This is a genomic window from Micromonospora okii (assembly GCF_020884795.1).
Classification (GTDB): Bacteria; Actinomycetota; Actinomycetes; order Mycobacteriales; family Micromonosporaceae; genus Micromonospora; species Micromonospora okii.
Window position 1 is genome coordinate 63,052 of record NZ_BBZF01000026.1, and the last position, 16,540, is coordinate 79,591.

At 72.0% G+C, this 16,540-nt stretch carries 15 protein-coding genes and 1 pseudogene; 9 read left to right on the plus strand and 7 right to left on the minus strand.

The window, feature by feature from the left end; genetic code table 11:
- Together LPU43_RS25165 and LPU43_RS25170 are read left to right on the plus strand one after the other, a co-directional pair.
- Positions 1-266, plus strand: a pseudogene (locus LPU43_RS25165) (TetR/AcrR family transcriptional regulator); the annotation flags it as partial.
- A 67-nt stretch (positions 267-333) separates the two neighbouring features.
- Positions 334-2,544: an MMPL family transporter gene (locus LPU43_RS25170; RefSeq protein ID WP_229403002.1), complete on the plus strand. Its 2,211-nt coding sequence runs from the start codon at positions 334-336 to the stop codon at positions 2,542-2,544.
- 91 nt (positions 2,545-2,635) lie between these two features.
- Here LPU43_RS25170 and LPU43_RS25175 read toward each other — a convergent pair whose 3' ends face one another.
- Positions 2,636-3,892, minus strand: a complete 1,257-nt coding sequence (locus LPU43_RS25175; protein WP_229403003.1) for an erythromycin esterase family protein — start codon at positions 3,890-3,892, stop codon at positions 2,636-2,638.
- Between the two features lie 68 nt (positions 3,893-3,960).
- Between LPU43_RS25175 and LPU43_RS25180 the strand changes: the two genes are divergently transcribed.
- Both LPU43_RS25180 and LPU43_RS25185 read left to right on the plus strand, forming a co-directional pair.
- Positions 3,961-4,152 (plus strand): DUF2795 domain-containing protein, encoded by a 192-nt coding sequence (locus LPU43_RS25180; RefSeq protein WP_229403004.1) that lies wholly within the window; start codon positions 3,961-3,963, stop codon positions 4,150-4,152.
- A 135-nt stretch (positions 4,153-4,287) separates the two neighbouring features.
- Positions 4,288-4,557 (plus strand): type II toxin-antitoxin system prevent-host-death family antitoxin, encoded by a 270-nt coding sequence (locus LPU43_RS25185; RefSeq protein WP_229403005.1) that lies wholly within the window; start codon positions 4,288-4,290, stop codon positions 4,555-4,557.
- Positions 4,558-4,700: 143 nt separating this feature from the next.
- Here LPU43_RS25185 and LPU43_RS25190 read toward each other — a convergent pair whose 3' ends face one another.
- Complete coding sequence (locus LPU43_RS25190) at positions 4,701-5,606, minus strand: Gfo/Idh/MocA family protein (RefSeq protein ID WP_229403006.1); 906 nt, start codon at positions 5,604-5,606, stop codon at positions 4,701-4,703.
- A gap of 166 nt (positions 5,607-5,772) precedes the next feature.
- On the opposite strand from LPU43_RS25190, the gene LPU43_RS25195 reads away from it, so the two are divergent.
- From LPU43_RS25195 to LPU43_RS25210, 4 genes are all read left to right on the plus strand, one after another.
- On the plus strand, positions 5,773-6,183 hold the full coding sequence (locus tag LPU43_RS25195) for a hypothetical protein (protein WP_373321821.1): 411 nt from the start codon (positions 5,773-5,775) through the stop codon (positions 6,181-6,183).
- Positions 6,176-6,592 (plus strand): hypothetical protein, encoded by a 417-nt coding sequence (locus LPU43_RS25200; protein ID WP_229403008.1) that lies wholly within the window; start codon positions 6,176-6,178, stop codon positions 6,590-6,592. The genes LPU43_RS25195 and LPU43_RS25200 overlap by 8 nt, the downstream gene beginning before the upstream one ends.
- A 231-nt stretch (positions 6,593-6,823) precedes the next feature.
- On the plus strand, positions 6,824-7,843 hold the full coding sequence (locus LPU43_RS25205; RefSeq protein ID WP_229403009.1) for a helix-turn-helix domain-containing protein: 1,020 nt from the start codon (positions 6,824-6,826) through the stop codon (positions 7,841-7,843).
- Positions 7,821-8,645 (plus strand): GSU2403 family nucleotidyltransferase fold protein, encoded by an 825-nt coding sequence (locus LPU43_RS25210; RefSeq protein ID WP_229403010.1) that lies wholly within the window; start codon positions 7,821-7,823, stop codon positions 8,643-8,645. The genes LPU43_RS25205 and LPU43_RS25210 overlap by 23 nt, the downstream gene beginning before the upstream one ends.
- Positions 8,646-8,866: 221 nt before the next feature.
- Here the strand turns inward: LPU43_RS25210 and fabG are convergent, their stop codons facing one another.
- Both fabG and LPU43_RS25220 read right to left on the minus strand, forming a co-directional pair.
- Complete coding sequence (gene fabG / locus LPU43_RS25215; RefSeq protein WP_229403011.1) at positions 8,867-9,625, minus strand: 3-oxoacyl-ACP reductase FabG; 759 nt, start codon at positions 9,623-9,625, stop codon at positions 8,867-8,869.
- A gap of 118 nt (positions 9,626-9,743) precedes the next feature.
- Entirely contained in the window at positions 9,744-11,396 is a 1,653-nt protein-coding gene (locus LPU43_RS25220) for an alpha-amylase family protein (protein ID WP_229403012.1), read from the minus strand.
- Between the two features lie 175 nt (positions 11,397-11,571).
- Between LPU43_RS25220 and LPU43_RS25225 the strand changes: the two genes are divergently transcribed.
- Positions 11,572-12,234 carry a DedA family protein gene (locus LPU43_RS25225; RefSeq protein ID WP_229403013.1) on the plus strand — a complete coding sequence of 221 codons (663 nt, stop codon included), beginning with the start codon at positions 11,572-11,574 and terminating at the stop codon, positions 12,232-12,234.
- A gap of 76 nt (positions 12,235-12,310) precedes the next feature.
- Here the strand turns inward: LPU43_RS25225 and LPU43_RS25230 are convergent, their stop codons facing one another.
- The 3 genes from LPU43_RS25230 to LPU43_RS25240 form a co-directional block, all read right to left on the minus strand.
- Positions 12,311-13,864 carry a cellulose binding domain-containing protein gene (locus LPU43_RS25230; RefSeq protein WP_229403014.1) on the minus strand — a complete coding sequence of 518 codons (1,554 nt, stop codon included), beginning with the start codon at positions 13,862-13,864 and terminating at the stop codon, positions 12,311-12,313.
- A gap of 120 nt (positions 13,865-13,984) precedes the next feature.
- The gene (locus LPU43_RS25235; RefSeq protein ID WP_229403015.1) at positions 13,985-15,397 is read right to left on the minus strand and encodes a chitinase; all 1,413 of its coding nucleotides are present in this window, start codon (positions 15,395-15,397) and stop codon (positions 13,985-13,987) included.
- A 193-nt stretch (positions 15,398-15,590) separates the two neighbouring features.
- Positions 15,591-16,325, minus strand: coding sequence for a YidC/Oxa1 family membrane protein insertase (locus LPU43_RS25240; protein WP_229403016.1), 735 nt, complete (start codon positions 16,323-16,325; stop codon positions 15,591-15,593).
- Positions 16,326-16,540: the final 215 nt, after the last annotated feature.

A 16,540-nucleotide genomic window follows, 5' to 3' on the forward strand; every position in this document is an offset into this window, starting at 1 on the left:
TGCGCTACCGCCGGGAGATCGCGCTGCTGCGTGGCGAGTTCGCGCACCTGCTCCAGCACCCGGCCTTCGCCCACGTGCAGCAGATCTCCGAACGGCTGGTCGCGGCGCTGGCCGCCCACTCGGCGCGCCCGGCGGCCCGGATCGCCGCGCTCGTCGTCCTCGCCGGGATCGCCGAGACGTGCGGCGAGTACGACGACGTCGCCGACGACGAGCTGCGCGAGGCGCTGCTCGGCCTCGTCCGCCGCGCCCTGGTCCCTCCCGACTGACCCACCACCACCGTCCAGCCCACCACCACCGTCCAGTTCAACCCACACGACCGAGGACAAGGATCTGATGGCGACCCTGTTGTACCGGCTCGGCCGAGCCTCGTTACGCCACCGGCGGCTCGTCGCCGTCGTCTGGCTCGTCGTGCTCGTCGGCCTCGGCATCGCCGCGTTGACGCTGCGCGGCCCGACGGCGAGCAACTTCACCATGCCCGGCACCGAGTCGCAGAAGGCGATCGACCTGCTCGCCGAGCGGTTCCCGGCGGCCAGCGGGGCCACCGGCACCATCGCCGTGAAGGCCCCAACGGACGGCCAACTCGCCACCCCGGAGGGGCAGGCCCTGGTCCGGCAGGTGACCCAGGAGGCGGCCACCCTGCCCGGCGTCATCGGCGCGGTCGACCCGTACCAGGCCCAGGCGATCTCCCCGAACGGCCGGTACGCGCTCATCCAGGTGCAGTTCGCCGGCCGGGCGGACGAGGTGACCTCCGAGCAGCGCGACGCGTACGAGAAGGTGGGCGAGCAGGCCGAGAAGGAGGGCTGGCAGTTCGCCCCGGGCGGCGAGGTGCTGAGCGGCGAGCCGGAGGTCGGCTCGACCGAGGCGCTGGGCGTCCTGGTGGCGGCGATCGTCCTGATCATCACGTTCGGCTCGCTGGTCGCGGCCGGGATGACCATGCTCAACGCACTGATCGGCGTCGGCGTCGGCATGGCCGGCCTGTTCGCGCTCAGCGGTGCGGTCGAGCTGACCAGCGTCACGCCGGTCCTGGCCCTGATGCTCGGCCTGGCGGTCGGCATCGACTACTCGCTGTTCATCACCTCCCGCTACCGGCAGAACCTGCTGGAGGGGCTGTCCCGTGAGGAGGCCGTCGGCCGGGCCGTCGGCACCGCCGGGTCGGCGGTCGTCTTCGCCGGCGCCACCGTGGTCATCGCGCTCGCCGGCCTCGCGGTGGTGCGGATCCCGTTCCTGAGCGTGATGGGCCTGGCCGCCGCCGGCACGGTGACCGTCGCCGTGCTGGTCGCGATCACCCTCGCCCCGGCCCTGCTCGGCTTCGCCGGCACCCGGGTGCTCCCGCGCAAGCTGCGCAAGACCGAGGCGGCGGCCAACGGCGCGGACCCGACCGACACCCCCGAGGCGGCGGCAGCGGCCGAGGACCGCTCCGGCTTCGGCTTCCGGTGGGGGCGGCTGACCACCCGGCTGCGCGTACCGGTGATCCTGGTCGCCCTCGTCGGCCTGGGCCTGCTCGCGCTGCCCGCGCCCGACATGCGGCTGGCCCTGCCGGACCCCAGCACCGCCGCCGCCGGCACCGCGCCCCGGGTCAACAGCGACCTGATCCGGGAGGGCTTCGGGCCCGGCTTCACCGGCCGCCTCGCCGTGGTCGTCACGTCCGACTCGCCGCAGTCCACGGCCGCCGCCGCGCCGCAGGTCGCGCAGCTCATCCAGGGCACGGACGGGGTGCTCGCGGTGGCCCCGCCGCAGACCGACCCGACCGGGCGGACCGCGCTGCTCGGGGTGATCCCGAAGTCGGGCCCGACCGACGAGGCCACCGAGGACCTGGTGCACGACATCCGCCGCCAGGTCTCCTCCGTCCAGGGCGCGGACGTGCTGCTGACCGGCGTGACCGCGGTCGGCATCGACGTGTCGGAGAAGCTCTCCGACGCGATGCCGATCTACCTGGTGCTGGTCGTCGGCCTGTCGATCCTGCTGCTGATGCTGGTGTTCCGGTCGATCCTGGTGCCGATCAAGGCCGCCCTGGGCTTCCTGCTCACGGTCGCCGCCACGTTCGGCATCACGGTGGCGATCTTCCAGCAGGGGCACCTGGCCGACCTGGTCGGCCTGGACACCCCGGGCCCGCTGGTCAGCTTCCTGCCGATCCTGCTCATCGGCATCCTCTTCGGCCTGGCCATGGACTACGAGGTCTTCCTGGTCTCCCGGATGCGGGAGGACTTCGTGCACGGCGACACCGCGCAGCAGGCCACCATCAACGGCATGGGGCACGGCGCGCGGGTGGTCACGGCCGCCGCGCTGATCATGATCTCGGTCTTCGGGGGCTTCGTCGTCTTCCTCGACGACCCGATCATCAAGTCGATGGGCTTCGCGCTCGCCGTCGGCGTGGCCATCGACGCCTTCGTGGTGCGGATGACCGTCGTCCCGGCGGTGATGTCGCTGCTCGGCAAGGCCGCCTGGTGGATTCCCCGCTGGCTCGACAGGATCCTGCCGAACGTGGACGTCGAGGGCGAGGGCCTGCGCGCCCACCTCGCCGAGAAGGAGCCGGCCGGCCGCTGAGACCGGCCGGCCCCACCGGCCCCGCCCCGCCGCGCACCCGGCGGGGCGGGGCCGGTCCCTCTTCCAGGCCCGCCGGCGGGCCGCGCCTTCCTCAGACCCCCGCCGGGTACGTCTCCAACTCGCCGAACGCGCTGAGCGCGGGCAGCGGGTGCAGCGCCGTCGTGTCGTCGCACCAGACGAAGGCGTCGTAGCGCTCGCCCAGCCGGGTCGGCACGTAGTTGCCCCACGACTCGAAGCTCGGGTCGTAGACGACGCCGATCGCCCGGTGGTCGTGCTCGTCGGTGACCCAGCCGGGCTGGTCCGGGCCGCCGAAGACCAGCACCGCCCGCTCCGGCAGCAGCTCGTGCAGCCGCCGTTCCACCGAGCCCGGCCGGGCCGCCGGCACCACCATCGACTCGGCCGGCGAACCCCAGCGCGGCGCCGCCACCACCGTCCCCCGGTAGCCGCCGAAGCCCACCAGCACCACGTCGTCCGCCCCGTGCCGCTCCCGCGCGAGCTGGCCGACGTTGACCATCCCGCCGGCCGCCATGTCGGTGGCCCGGGCGTCGCCGACGTGGGTGTTGTGCGCCCAGACGATCCCCCGCGAGCCCGGGCCGTGGAAGTCCAGCAGCCGGTCCAGGGTGTCCGCCATGTGGATGTCCCGCACATTCCACGACTCCGGGCCGCCGGCCACCATCGCCCGGTAGTAGCGCTCCGCGCCGGCCACCACCGCCGCGTTCTGCCAGGCCGAGAAGCGGTCCGCGTCGCCCCCGGCGGCCCGTTCCCGGGTACGCGCCAGCAGCGCCACCACCTCCTCCTCGCAGCGGGCCGAGACGAATCGGCTGGCCGCGCCGTACTCCTCGACCCGCCGGCCGTACGGCTCGAAGCAGCGGTACGCCTCCTGTGCCGCCTCCAGCGAGGTCGGATCCTCCTCGCCGAGGTAGTCGAAGATCGCCTGCATCGACTCCCACAGGCTGTAGACGTCCAGCCCGTGGAAGCCGGTCCGCCCCTGCGGCGGGTGTTCCAGGTTCCACGCCCGCAGCCAGCGGCAGAACCGGGCCACCTCCTCGTTGGCCCACATCCACGTCGGCCAGCGCTCGAAGCGTTGCAGGGCGGCCTGCGGGTCGGCGAGGCCGCCGGGGGCGGCGGTGACCGAGCGGTGCACCCGCTCGCAGTCCGGCCAGTCCCCCTCCACGGCGACGAAGGAGAAGCCCTGCTCGGCGACGAGCCGCCGGGTGAGCTGCTCACGCAGCCGGTAGTAGTCGTGGGTGCCGTGCGACGCCTCGCCGATCATGACGATCCGGGCGTCCCGCGCCCGCTCCAGCAACGGGTCGAAGTCGCTCGGCGCGCCGAGCCGCTGTACCAGCATGCGAGCGGCTACCCGACCCCCGCCGGCACAAACCGGCATGCTCCGCTCCGCCCCGGGTAGTCGGCGGCATGACCGTGGGCGGTGCGGAGTTGCTGGAGTACCTGGGCGGGCTCGACTACCCGGTCTCGCGGGAGGACCTGGTCCGCTGGGGCCAGGAGAACGGGGCCAGCACGGAGCTGCTGCGGATGCTGCGCTCGCTGCCGGCGGAGGAGTTCGACTCCCCCACCGAGCTGAGCACCGCCCTGAACACCCTCGCCTGAGCCAACAGCCACGGAAAGGTGCGGACAGCAGCCACCAGCCCGACCGGTGGGCCCGGCGCGAAAGCCGGCGGCGGGGCGGGGTGCGGTTTTCCGATGGCTCTGCCGTACGAGTCGTACGATTCGTACGCTGGGGGCATGAGCGAGCCCGCAGCCGAGCTGCCGATCTCCGATGCCCGGGACAGCCTCGCGGACGTGGTGTCCCGCGCGCACTACGCGGGGCGGATCACCTACGTGACCCGCCGTGGGCAGCGCCTGGCGGCGATCGTCCCGGCCGAGGTGGCCGAGGCGATCGAGCGGGCCGAGGAGGCCACCGACGTGGCTGCCGCGCGGGACGCCCTGGCCCGCATCGAAGCCGGCGACCGGCCGATCCCGCTGACCGAGCTACGCACGGATCTCGGCCTGTGACCGTCCCCGTATACACCGTCCAGGTCGACCGGGCCGCCGTCCACCTCGGCCACCGGAGCGACGCGTGTACGACGCCCTCTGACAGCGCGGGCATAAGGCCTCGTCCACTCCGCCGGCGGGCGGCCTGGCACTCGGCCGCGTGCTCAGTCAGGCAGGGTGACGGTGCGGGCCTCGGCGCGGGCGGTCTCGGCGGCGTCGAGGACGGCCACCACCTCCCGGCCGAACCGGACGTCGCAGCGGTGGTCCCGGGTGCCCGCCTCGATCTCCTCGGCGAGCTGGTCGATCGCGGTGCCGAAGGCGGTAAGCGCGTTGCCGTCCCCCGGCGGGACGGTCTCCACGCCGTTCTCGCCGAAGAAGACGAAGTCGCGGGTGACCGCCGCCGCAGGCGCGTCGAGGCTCAGCGACATCGTGCTGGTCGCCCCGCCGTCGTGGGTGAGCAGCAGGTTGACCAGCCCGCTCGGCCCGTCGGTCGCCGCGACCCGGGTCACCCGGCCGAGCACCGGCAGGATGAGCGACAGGGCGTGCGGGCCGATGTCCCACAGCGCGCCCCGGTCCCGCCGCCACTGCGACCCGCCGTACGGGTTGCCGGGCTGGAAGATCGACGCGAGCATCGTCGCGCGGGCGTGCTGCCAGCCGCCGGCCGCCGCCGTGGCCGCGAGGAAGCCGGTGACGTTCGGGTGGAACCGCTGGGTGAAGAAGACCACGGAGGCGACCCCGGATTCCTGGGCGGCGGCGACCACCCGGTCGGCGTCGGCGAGGGTGAGCGCGAGCGGCTTGTCCAGCAGCAGGTGCCGACCGGCGGTGGCGGCCTGTACGGCGATGTCCGCCTGGACGTCCGGTGGGAGCGCCACGGCGACCGCGTCGCAGGCGTCGAGCAGCGCGTCGACCTCGGTGAAGGCGGGCACCCCGTGCCGGCCGGCCAACTCGGCGGCCCGCTCGGGGTTGCGGCCCCAGACCCCGGCCAGTTCCGCGCCCGGGTGCGCGCCGATCGCCGCCGCGTGCGTCTCCGCCGCCCAGTGGCCGGTGCCGAACAAGCCGAACCGCAGCACGTTGCACTCCCCGCGTCGTCGCCGGCCCCGGCGGTCCCGTGGCCGTGAACCACGCTAGCCGTCCGGCCCGGCCGACGCAGCCGCCAGGCCCGGAACCGCTGGTCGGCGGGCGGGTCGGGGCGAGTACTACACCGGTTAGTAGGCTGTGCCGGTGACCGAGACTCCGATGCCGGTGGCGTCGATGACCAGCGCCGCCGCGGCCGGCTCGCCGGTGGACGGGGCCCTCGCCACGGCGACGATCGTGCTGTCGCTCGTACTCGCGGTGTGGGCGCTGGTCGCGGCCGTGCGCAACCGGCCGCCGGACCGGGTGCAGCTCGCCGGCCTGGCCGTGCTGGAGGCGGGCCTGCTCGCGCTGACGGCGCTGGCTCTGGTCGCCCTCGGCGGCGGGGAGCGGCCGGGCGAGCCCGGCGCGTTCTTCGGCTACCTGGTGACGCTGGTCTGCCTGCCGGCGCTGGCCTGGGTGCTGGCCCGGATGGAGCCCACCCGGTGGGGCTCGGGGATCATCTGCGCGATCTGCCTGGTCGTCCCGGTCGTGGTGGTCCGCCTCCAGCAGACCTGGGAGGTGCTCGGTGGTTGAGACCGAGACGCCCCGGAGGGTGACCAACGCCGGGCCGGGCCGGCTGCTGATCGCCGTCTACCTCCTGTTCGCCATCGCCGCGACCTCGCGGGCGGGGTTGCAGATCGCCACGAAGTTCGACGAGGCTCCGGTGGCGTACCTGCTCTCGGCGGTGGCCGCGCTGATCTACGTCGTGGCCGCGGTGGGGCTGGCCCGCGCCGGCCACGCGGGCCGGCGGGTGGCGCTGGCCTGCTGCACCGTGGAGCTGGTCGGGGTGGTGGGCGTGGGCGTGCTCAGCCTGGTCGACCCCGAGCTGTTCCCGGACGAGACGGTCTGGTCGGAGTTCGGCAGCGGGTACGGCTACATCCCGCTGGTGCTGCCGGTCCTCGGCCTGCTCTGGCTCTGGCGCACCCGCACCGTCACCCGTTAATCCCTCGCCGCGTCCATCCGTCGCCCATCCTCGCGGAAAAACACGACACGCCGGGTCACCGATTGGTCGTCCACCGTGACGGGTTCTGGATATAGGCTTATTCCGTTCCAAGCGGAAGTAGCCGGTTACCCGAACCGAGCGATGGGAGCGGGCGTGCGGTCCTCACATAAGCCTCACCCTGGCATGCCGCCAGAGCGCCAGGTCGACATTTTGCGCCACGCTGTGGCGCTCGTGAGGGAACGCCTGCCGCCTGGATGGTCCATCGAGCTGGACGAAAAAGTGGATCAGCACCGAATCGACGGCATAGCCGACCTGAAGGCACCGGATGGGACGAAAGCGGCCCTCATCATCGAGGCAAAGCGCTCCGTCGTCACCGGCGATCTTGCCGGGGCCCTTGACCGGCTTCGCTCGCACAGCCTTCCCCACGTCGACAACCCGGTGCTCATGATCGCCGCACGGTATCTCGGATCCTCGGCCCGCGCCTGGCTAGAGGAGCGCGGCGTCTCCTACGCGGACGCCACTGGCAACATGCACGTACTGCTTGAACGTCCCGCGATGTATCTGCATGACAGGGGCGCCGATCGAGACCCTTGGCGTGGACCGGGGAGGCCGCGCGGGACGCTACAGGGCCAACCCGCCGCCTGTGTGGTCCGCGCCCTGGTTGACACAGCCAGACCTATGACCGTTCCGGAGCTGATACGGGCGTCAGGGGCGTCCACAGGGGCGACCTACCGTGTCGTCGAGTTCCTTGAGCGCGAAGCGCTTGTCAGGCGCGACCCCGGGGGGCCGCTGGTGGATGTCGAGTGGCGCCGGATCCTGGAAAGATGGAGCGAGGATTACGGATTCCAGCGCAGCAATAGCGTGGCTGCCTACCTGAATCCACGAGGCCTGGCGGCGTTTCAGGAAAGTCTACGCTATACCCAGGGGATACGTTATGCCCTAACCGGCTCTTTGGCTGCACACCGGCTAGCGCCATACGCGCCCGCAAAACTGGCAATGGTCTACGTAGACGATCTCGACGAAGCTGCGGAAAGACTCGGGCTACGGCAGGTCGACAGCGGCGCGAATGTGCTCGTCGCTCACGGCAAATACGATGTGGTGTTCGATCGAGTGGTCCAGGACGACGGCTTGACTTATGTCGCCCCGAGTCAGGCCGCTGTCGATCTGCTGACAGGTCCCGGACGAAGCCCTGCCGAGGGGCATGAACTCCTTGACTGGATGGAGAAACATGAGCGGGTATGGCGACGCTGACCTGCTGGTAGCCGTACGCAGCGCGTTACTGGACGCGCTACAGGCCCTGCGGGAGCATTCCGATGCTGTGATCGTGGTGGGAGCACAAGCAATCTACCTGCACACCGGGGCCGCCCCCGTCGCCTTGGCCGAAACGACCAAGGACTGCGACCTTGCACTGGACACGCGCGCACTGCCACAGGAGCCACTGCTTGAGGCGGCCATGAGCGCAGCAGGCTTTCACCTGGATCTACAGGCGCGTCAGCCGGGAGCATGGCGGAACCCTAAAGGAATTCCGGTCGACCTGATGGTTCCGGAAGCGCTTGCCGGTGGCTCGAGCCGGCGCGCGGCAAGGATTCCACCACACTCCAGGAGTGCCGCCAGGAGGGCCGTGGGGCTGGAAGCTGCAGTCGTCGACCACGCCGCTACGGAGATACATGGGCTCGCTCCGGGGGACGGGCGAATCTACGTAGCCAACGTAGCTGGGCCCGCCGCTTTGCTTGTGGCCAAGTTACACAAGATCGGCGAACGGCAGGAGACACCCCGGCGTCTTGTGGACAAGGACGCCCATGACATCTACCGCTTGTTGGTAGCCGTGCCTACCGAGCGGTTCACCGCCATGCTGCCGCAGTTGCGGGCCGATGATCTCGCTGGCCAGGTTACCGATCGGGCCCTGGAATTCCTTGCGGGCCTGTTCGCGGCAGGCCCCGACGCGCCAGGATCGATAATGGCGGGAAGGGCAGAGGAGGGCATCGGAGACCCGCCGGTTGTCGCGGCCGCCGTTTCTGCTCTGGCCGAGGACATCCTGGCTTCAGTGAGTTGACCACCTCGGCGATGCGCTAACGGGGGTACTCGTACGCCGGCTTGCGGCAGCGAGCAACGCCCGAACGCTCCCGCGTCTGCCGTCGGGCCGGGCCCCACTGCCGTCTGCCGGACAGCGGGCTGCCCGGCGGCTACCGCTGCCTACACCTCCTCCACGAGCCGACGGGGTGAGAAGGGCCCCCTTCTCTACCGTGGGCGTTAACAAGGTGCCCTTCCTTGCACTCAGGCCCTGGGGCCCCCGGCGACGTAGACGACCTGGCCGGAGACGAAGGACGCGCCCTCGCTGGCCAGGAACGAGATGGTGTGGGCGACGTCCTCCGGGCGGCCGACGCGGCGGACCGCGATCTCGGCCTCGGCGTGCTTCTGGAGGGTCTCGAAGTCCATCTTCATCCGGGCGGCGGTGGCGGCGGTCATGTCGGTGACGATGAAGCCGGGCGCGACCGCGTTGACGGTCACCCCGAACGGGCCCAGCTCGATGGCGAGGGTCTTGGTGAAGCCCTGCATCCCGGCCTTCGCGGCGGCGTAGTTGGCCTGCCCCCGGTTGCCCAGCGCCGAGGTGCTGGAGAGGTTGACGATCCGGCCCCACTTCCGCTCGACCATGTGCCGCTGGACGGCCTGGCTGAACAGGAACGCGCCGCGCAGGTGGACGCCCAGCACCGTGTCCCAGTCGGCGTCGGTCATCTTGAACAGCAGGTTGTCGCGGAGCACGCCGGCGTTGTTGACCAGCACGGTGGGCGCGCCCAGCTCGGCGGCGACCCGCTCGACGGCGGCCTCCACCTGGGCGCGGTCGGCCACGTCGGCACCGACGCCGAGCGCCCGGCCGCCGGCCGCGACGACGGCGTCCACCGTGTCCCTGGTGGCCGACTCGTCGATGTCGACGACGGCGACGGCCAGGCCGTCGGCGGCGAGCCGGCGGGCGGTGGCCGCCCCGATCCCCCGCGCGGCCCCGGTGACGATCGCTACCCGCTGCTCCTCGGACATGCCTACCTCCCGGTAACCTACGGCGATCCCCGGAGCCTAGCCGACCCCGGCCCCCGACCGGCGGCCCCGTTTCGCCCGGCGGCGGGCGGCGGGCGGCTGCCGGTCGGGCGGGCGGCGGTCAGAAGCCGGACCCCCGGCACAGCCGGATCCAGCGGTAGCCGTACCCGGAGAGCTTCAGGGCGTCGAGCTTGCCCACCTCGCCGTAGTTGCGGTCGGCGAGCACGTCGAGCGGCAGGTCCGCCTCGGCGGCGAGCGTGCCGAGGTCGACCTCCACGTCCTCGGTGCCGAGGTTGTGCAGGAAGACCATCGTCCCGGTCGGGCCGTCGGCCCGGTGGGCGAGCACCCCGGCCGGCATCGGCACGTCGATGTGGGTGGTGGAGCCGGAGCCGATCTCCGGGGCCTCGCGCAGCGTCCGGATCATCCGCTCGAACCAGGACAGCAGCGAGCGGTGGTCGCCGCGCTGGGCGGTGACGTTGACCTTCTCGTACGAGTAGTCGCCGGAGTCGATGACCGGGCGGACCAGCTTCTCCGCGTCGGCCGTGGAGAAGCCGGCGTTGGGCTTGAAGGACCACTGCATGGGGGTACGGATCGCCTCCCGGCCGGGCAGCGACAGGTCCTCGCCCATGCCGATCTCCTCCCCGTACCGCAGCACCGGGGTGCCGCGCAGCGAGAACTGGAGCGCGTACGCCAGCTCGACGCGGCGCCGGTCGTTGCCGAGCATCGGGGCGAGCCGGCGGCGGATGCCCCGGTCGTAGATGCGCATCTCCTCGTCGGGGCCGAACTCGGCGTACACCTGGTTGCGCTGCTCGGCGGTGAGCCGCGACAGGTCGATCTCGTCGTGGTTGCGCAGGAACGTGGCCCACTGCCCGCCGGTGGGCAGGGTGGGGGTGTCCCGCAGGGCCTCGATCACCGGCTCCGGGTCGCGGCGGGCCAGGGCGAGCATGAGCCGGCCGTTGAGCATGAAGTCGAAGAGCATGTGGATGCGGTTGCCGGAGCCGCCGCCGTCGCCGAAGAACTCGGGGAGCTGGTCGGGCTCCACGTTGGCCTCGGCGAGCAGGACGGCGTCGCCCCGCCGCCACTGCACGTGCTGGCGCAGCTCGGAGAGGAACTCGAAGTCCTTCGGGGAGTTCGGGTTGCCCGGCTCGGTCAGCTCGATGATGAACGGCACGGCGTCCATGCGGAACCCGGAGACGCCGAGCTGGAGCCAGAAGGAGACGATCTTCTTGACCTCCTCGCGTACCTGGGGGTTCGCGAAGTTGAGGTCCGGTTGGTACTTGTAGAAGCGGTGGTAGTACCACGCTTTGGCGGCCCGGTCGTAGCTCCACGTCTCGTTCTGCTCGCCGGGGAAGACCATGCCCTGGTGCCGGTCGGCCGGCTCGTGCTCGGACCAGACGAACCAGTCGCGGTACGGCGAGTCGGGCGACGAGCGGGCGGACTGGAACCACGGGTGCTCGTCGGAGGTGTGGTTGACCACCAGGTCGATGATCACGCGGATGCCCCGGTTCTGCGCCTGGTGCAGCAGCTCGGCGAAGTCGCCGAGGGTGCCGAAGCGCGGGTCCACGTTGTAGAAGTCGGTGACGTCGTAGCCGTCGTCCTTGTTCGGCGACGGGTGGATGGGGTGCAGCCACAGGCAGGTCACCCCCAGCCGGGCCAGGTAGTCGAGGCGGCCGATCAGGCCGCGGATGTCGCCGACCCCGTCGCCGTCCGAGTCTGCGTACGTGTCGATGTCGAGGCAGTAGACGACGGCCTCGGAGTACCACCTGTCACCCATGCGGGGGAAACTTCTCCGCTTCCACCTTTCGGCAAACGTGAGCGCCTCCCGCATCGGCGTCCGGGTGGGTTGGTGGCGGTGCGCGGCCGTGAGACGCCCGTCATCGGCGGGTGTGATCGGTCCGGGGGTGGGTACCACCTTCCGATCCCCCCGGCGCAGCAGCGGAAGGAACCCGATGGCCAACGCCCAGGACGTCGACCCGTCGCAGTTCACCGGCCTGACCGGCTGGGTGGCCGACGTCATCGACTCGCTGGGCGCGGTCGGCGTGGCCGCGCTGGTGGCGCTGGAGAGCATCATCCCGCCCATCCCCAGCGAGATCGTGCTGGCGATGGCCGGCTACCTCTCGTCGCAGGGCCGGTTCAACGTCGTGCTCATCGTGGTCGCCGCGACGGTCGGCTCGCTGGTCGGCGCGCTCGTCCTCTACTGGCTCGGCGCGGCGGTCGGCGAGGACCGCCTGAAGCGCTGGCTCGACCACATCCCCCTGGTGGACACCGACGACCTGGAGAAGGCCGACCGCTGGTTCGAGCGGCACGGCCGGTGGGCCGTGCTGATCGGCCGGTTGGTGCCGGTGGTCCGGAGCCTGGTCTCCGTCCCGGCCGGGGCGAACCGGATGCCGCTGGGCGAGTTCGTCCTGCTCACCACGCTGGGCAGCGGGGTGTGGAACGGGTTGATCGTCGGAGCCGGCTACGCGCTCGGCTCGCGCTGGCAGGAGGTCGACCGGTTCAGCAGTTGGTTCAACTACGCGATCTTCGCCGTCTTCGGGCTCATGATCGTGAGCTGGGTGGTGAAGAAGGTGCGCCGCCGCCGCGACCGGCGGTCCGTGACCGCCGGTCGCTGACGTGGTGCCGCCCGCGGTGGAGAGGGGAACCCCTCCCCACCGCGGGCGTCGACGGGGTGTCTCTCCTCGCGCCGACTCAGAAGCCGACGCTGATGGAGGTGAACTCCCAGTTGTTCTGGGCGATGCCGGAGCAGTTCTCCATCACGCCCCCGCCCGGGCACGGCCGGTCGCGGTTGACCGACCAGAAGGTGAAGCGGGACAGGCCCCGGGCCTTCGCCCAGTCACGGATCTGCGTCCAGGTCGCCGGCGAGGTCAGCTCCTGCTGGTCGGAGAGGCCGTTCATGCCGGAGATGCCCATGCGCGAGTACGCGGTGGCGTCGGACCAGCCGAAGGCGCTCTTCAGCGCGTTCTTCAGACCCTCGGCCGCGTTGATCGTGCTCTGGTACATGTTCGCGCCGCCGTTGAAGTCGAACGGCATGATCGTGTACGTGTCGATGTCCACCCCGAGGGCCGCGGCCTGGTTGATCAGCCGGATGCCGTGGGACGTCGGCCCGGTGGTCGCGGTGCCGAAGGTGATGATGGTCTTGATCCCCGGGTTCTTCTGCTTGACGATCTTCAGCGCGCCGAGGATGCGGTCCTGCACGACCGCGTTCTCGAACTCGTCGCTGTTCTCGATGTCGACGTCGATCGCCTTCAGCCCGTACGCGTCGATCACCTTCTGGTACGCCCCGGCCAACTCGGCGGCGGAGGAGCAGTTCGGGCCGAGCTTGTTGCCGCTCCACCCGCCGATGGACGGGATGATGTCGCCGCCGGCCGCCCGGATCGCGGCGATGGCGTTGGCGTGCGCGCCGCTGGTGAGCGACCCGGTGCCGTCCCAGGCCGGCGTGCAGCCGCCGCCGGAGAGGATGAACGCCATGGTGAACCACTTGACGCCGGTCGCGCTCATCACCGTCGCGGGCGCGGGCGGGTTGCCCCAACCCGGGTAGTAGTACGGTGCGACGGCCATCGACCCGGTGCCGCCGGTGCAGCCGGTGGTGGTGCCCGAGACGGCGGGCGACTTCGCCGACTCGCCGGAGGCGTTGTACGCCGCCACGGTGTAGCTGTGCGCGGAGCAGGTGGCCAGCCCGGAGACGGTGGCGGAGGTGGCGGTGACGGTGGCCTTGACGGCGTCGCCCTCGTACACCCGGTAGCCGGTCACACCGGTGACCGCGTTCCAGGCCAGGGAGATCGACGACGTCGCGGTGCCGGTGACCCGCAGCCCGCCCGGGGTGGCCGGGCCGGTCGGGGTGCCGCCGCCGGTGCAGGAGGCGCCGTTGACGGTGCAGTTGGTCGGGTCGCCGGAGCCGGTGACGATGAAGCCGAACGAGGCGCTGGCTCCCGGGGCGAGGGAGCCGTTCCAGGACCTGTTGACGGCGGTGACGCGCTGGCCCGACGTGGTGATCGTGGTGTCCCAGAAGGAGCTGACCGAGCTGCCCGTAGGCAGGTCGAACTGGACGTTCCAGGAGCTGATGCTGGTCGAGGCGTCGTTGGTGACGGTGAACCGCGCCTCGTACCCGCTGCTCCAGTTCGCCGTGCGGACGAAGGCGGCGGTCGCCGCCGACGCGGCCGATGGGGCGATGAGGGTGGCCGCGACGACGGCGGCGGCGATCCCGGCGGCGAATATCGCCGCGCGGGGGGAACGGAGTTTCACGGTGGCCTCCAGGGACCGGTGGTGGGGGTTTCCGCCCGAGGGGGTGGGCGGTCCGCCGGCCCGCGCGGGGCGGGCCGGCGGTCACGCGGTGTGGTGCGGGTCAGGGCAGGGTGGGGCGGGTCACGGCAGGGTGGCGAGGTGCGGCTTGACGGTGCGGGCGAAGTTGTTGCCGTTGCTGACGTCCCAGTTGATCGACCAGGTCATCGCGCCCCGGATGCCCGGGTAGGTGCGCGGCGGGCGGAAGCTGCCGCAGTTGGTGCCCTTGGCCAGGCAGTCGAGGGCCGCGTTGACGACGCTCGGGGAGACGATGCCGCCGCCGGCCGCGCCGGGGCCGGCGGGCAGGCCGAGGCCGACCTGGTCGGGACGCAGCCCGTTCTCGAGCTGGATGCAGGCGAGGGCGACGATGAAGTTGACCGTGCCCTGGCCGTACGCGGCGTTCTGGTCGCAGCCGAGCATCGCCCCGGAGTTGTAGAACTGGGTGTTGACGACGGTGAGGATGTCCTTGATGTCCAGCGCGAGCTTGAAGTAGCTGGAGGCCGGGTTCTGCATGTCGATGGTCTGCGGCGCCATGGCGATGATCAGGCTCGGCCCGACCTTCGCCCGCAGGGAACGCAGCGCCTGGGCCATGTACGTCGGGTTGAGCCCGTTCTCCAGGTCGATGTCGACGCCGTCGAAGCCGTACCGCTGGATGAGGGCGTAGGCGCTGTCGGCGAACGCGGTGGCCGAGGAGGCGCTGTTCACCGCGACCCGGCCGGTCTCGCCGCCGACCGAGAGGATGACCTTCTTGCCGCGCGCCCGCAGCGTCCGCACGTCGGCGGAGAAGTCGGCGTCGGTGTAGCCGCCGAGGGAGGCGGAGAGGCCGGGGTCGACGGCGAAGGTGACCGCGCCGGGGGTCGAGGTGGCCTCGGCGAAGGAGACCGCCACCACGTCGTACTCGGCGGGGACGTCGCGCAGCCGCAGCTCGACGGCCGGGTTGTCGAAGTTGTGCCAGTAGCCGGTGAGCAGGCGCTTGGGCAGGTCGCTGCTCGGCGGCGGCGAGGTGGTCGGCGGCGCGCTGGTCGTGGGCGGCGGGGTGGTGGGCGGCGCGCTGGTCACCGGCGGCGCGCTGGTCGTGGCCGGCGGGGTGGTGGGCACGGCGCCGCCGCAGGGGGCGTCGTTCACCCGGCAGTTCGTCGGGCTGCCGGTGCCGGTGGCGAGGAAGCCGAACGTCGCGGACGCGCCGGGGGCGAGGCTGCCGTTCCAGGAGCGGTTGGTGAAGGTGAACCGCTGGCCGGAGGAGGTCAGCAGGGCGTCCCAGTAGCTGCCGACGGTGGTGCCGGCGGGCAGGTCGAAGGCGAGCGTCCAGCTGGAGATGGCGGTGGACCCGCCGTTGGTGATCGTGTACCGACCCTCCCAGCCGCCTCCCCAGTCGGAGGCCTTCACAAAGGTCGCGGTGGGGCCGGCGGCGTACGCCGGCAGCGCCACCCAGGCCGCCCCGACGGTCGCGGCTACCGCCGTGACCATGCCGAGGACAAGGGATCTAGAACGCTTCATGCAACCCTCCGAGGGTGGGGCTGTATCCAAGCCCGTCTAAGTAGGGCTTATTATTAGGAGTGTTAACTGATTCTGTCCAGACCGTAAAGAAGGGCAGCTTGTCGACGCCTCCGGTGGAGAGGGGCTCCCCTCTCACCCTGCCGAGACGTGGGCGAGCCGCGCTCCCGGCGTCGAGACGGAGCGGGACCCCCGCTCAGCCGGCCGGCATCGGCCGGGGACGACGCAGCACCGCCTGCTCGGCGGCGGTCCAGGCCGTCGTGGCGACCAGGTAGAGCACCGCCGCCAGCGGCACCATCAGCGCCGCCACCACGGTCAGGTACGGCACCAGCGGGACCAGCCGGGCCAGGACGGCCGCGCCCGACCCGCCGGTCGGCGTACCCGCCTCGGCGTCGACGGCCGCCACCGCGCGGGCCCGCCGGGACGACCACCAGGCCAGCGCCACCAGCGCCGCGAGCAGCGCCCCGAACAGCGGCCCGGCCGCCCCGCCGAGGCCGTCGGAGACGTGCCAGCCCAGCGGCACCCCGGCGAGCCGCTCGTCGAGCAGCCCGGTGCCGCCCTCGTCGGTGCTGAACAGCCGGTACATGACGATGAGGAACGGGGCCTGGAGCAGCGCCGGCAGGCAGCCCGCGACCGGGTTCGCCCCGGCCGACCGGTAGAGGGCGAACAGCTCACCCTGCAACCGGGCCGGGTCGTCGGCATACCGGCGTCGCAGGTCGCGGACCTGCGGGGCGAGGGCCGCGCGGCGCCGCTCCCCGCGCACCTGGGCCAGGGTGAGCGGCGAGATCAGCAGCCGGACGACGACGGTGAAGCCGACGATGGCGGCGGCCGTGGCGGCCCCGCCGGCCAGCGGGTGCAGCGCGTCGGCGAGCCAGGTGACGGCGGTGGCGGCGACGCCGACCGGGCCGTGCAGCGGTGCGAAGGTGAGCATGGGTGACCCCTCGATGGCGATTCCGGGTGCCCCGGCCGGCCTCGTGGATGGGACGGCGGCCGACCCCGGACGGGCGTCGGCGGCCGCCCCGTGAGCGGGGACGTGGCCGGCCCTGGACGGGCGTCGGCGGCCGGCCGCGGGCGGCGTCGGCGGGGCGGATGACGGCGGAACCGGCCGGGCGGCGACGGCGACGCGGCGGGCGGGAGCCGCCCGCC

Coding starts and splice junctions, on each gene's coding strand:
- LPU43_RS25170 (WP_229403002.1), top strand. CDS start 334: ATGGCGACCCTGTTGTACCGGCTCGGCCGAGCCTCGTTACGCCACCGG.
- LPU43_RS25175 (WP_229403003.1), bottom strand. CDS start 3,892: ATGCTGGTACAGCGGCTCGGCGCGCCGAGCGACTTCGACCCGTTGCTG.
- LPU43_RS25180 (WP_229403004.1), top strand. CDS start 3,961: ATGACCGTGGGCGGTGCGGAGTTGCTGGAGTACCTGGGCGGGCTCGAC.
- LPU43_RS25185 (WP_229403005.1), top strand. CDS start 4,288: ATGAGCGAGCCCGCAGCCGAGCTGCCGATCTCCGATGCCCGGGACAGC.
- LPU43_RS25195 (WP_373321821.1), top strand. CDS start 5,773: ATGCCGGTGGCGTCGATGACCAGCGCCGCCGCGGCCGGCTCGCCGGTG.
- LPU43_RS25210 (WP_229403010.1), top strand. CDS start 7,821: ATGAGCGGGTATGGCGACGCTGACCTGCTGGTAGCCGTACGCAGCGCG.
- fabG (WP_229403011.1), bottom strand. CDS start 9,625: ATGTCCGAGGAGCAGCGGGTAGCGATCGTCACCGGGGCCGCGCGGGGG.
- LPU43_RS25220 (WP_229403012.1), bottom strand. CDS start 11,396: ATGGGTGACAGGTGGTACTCCGAGGCCGTCGTCTACTGCCTCGACATC.
- LPU43_RS25225 (WP_229403013.1), top strand. CDS start 11,572: ATGGCCAACGCCCAGGACGTCGACCCGTCGCAGTTCACCGGCCTGACC.
- LPU43_RS25235 (WP_229403015.1), bottom strand. CDS start 15,397: ATGAAGCGTTCTAGATCCCTTGTCCTCGGCATGGTCACGGCGGTAGCC.
- LPU43_RS25240 (WP_229403016.1), bottom strand. CDS start 16,325: ATGCTCACCTTCGCACCGCTGCACGGCCCGGTCGGCGTCGCCGCCACC.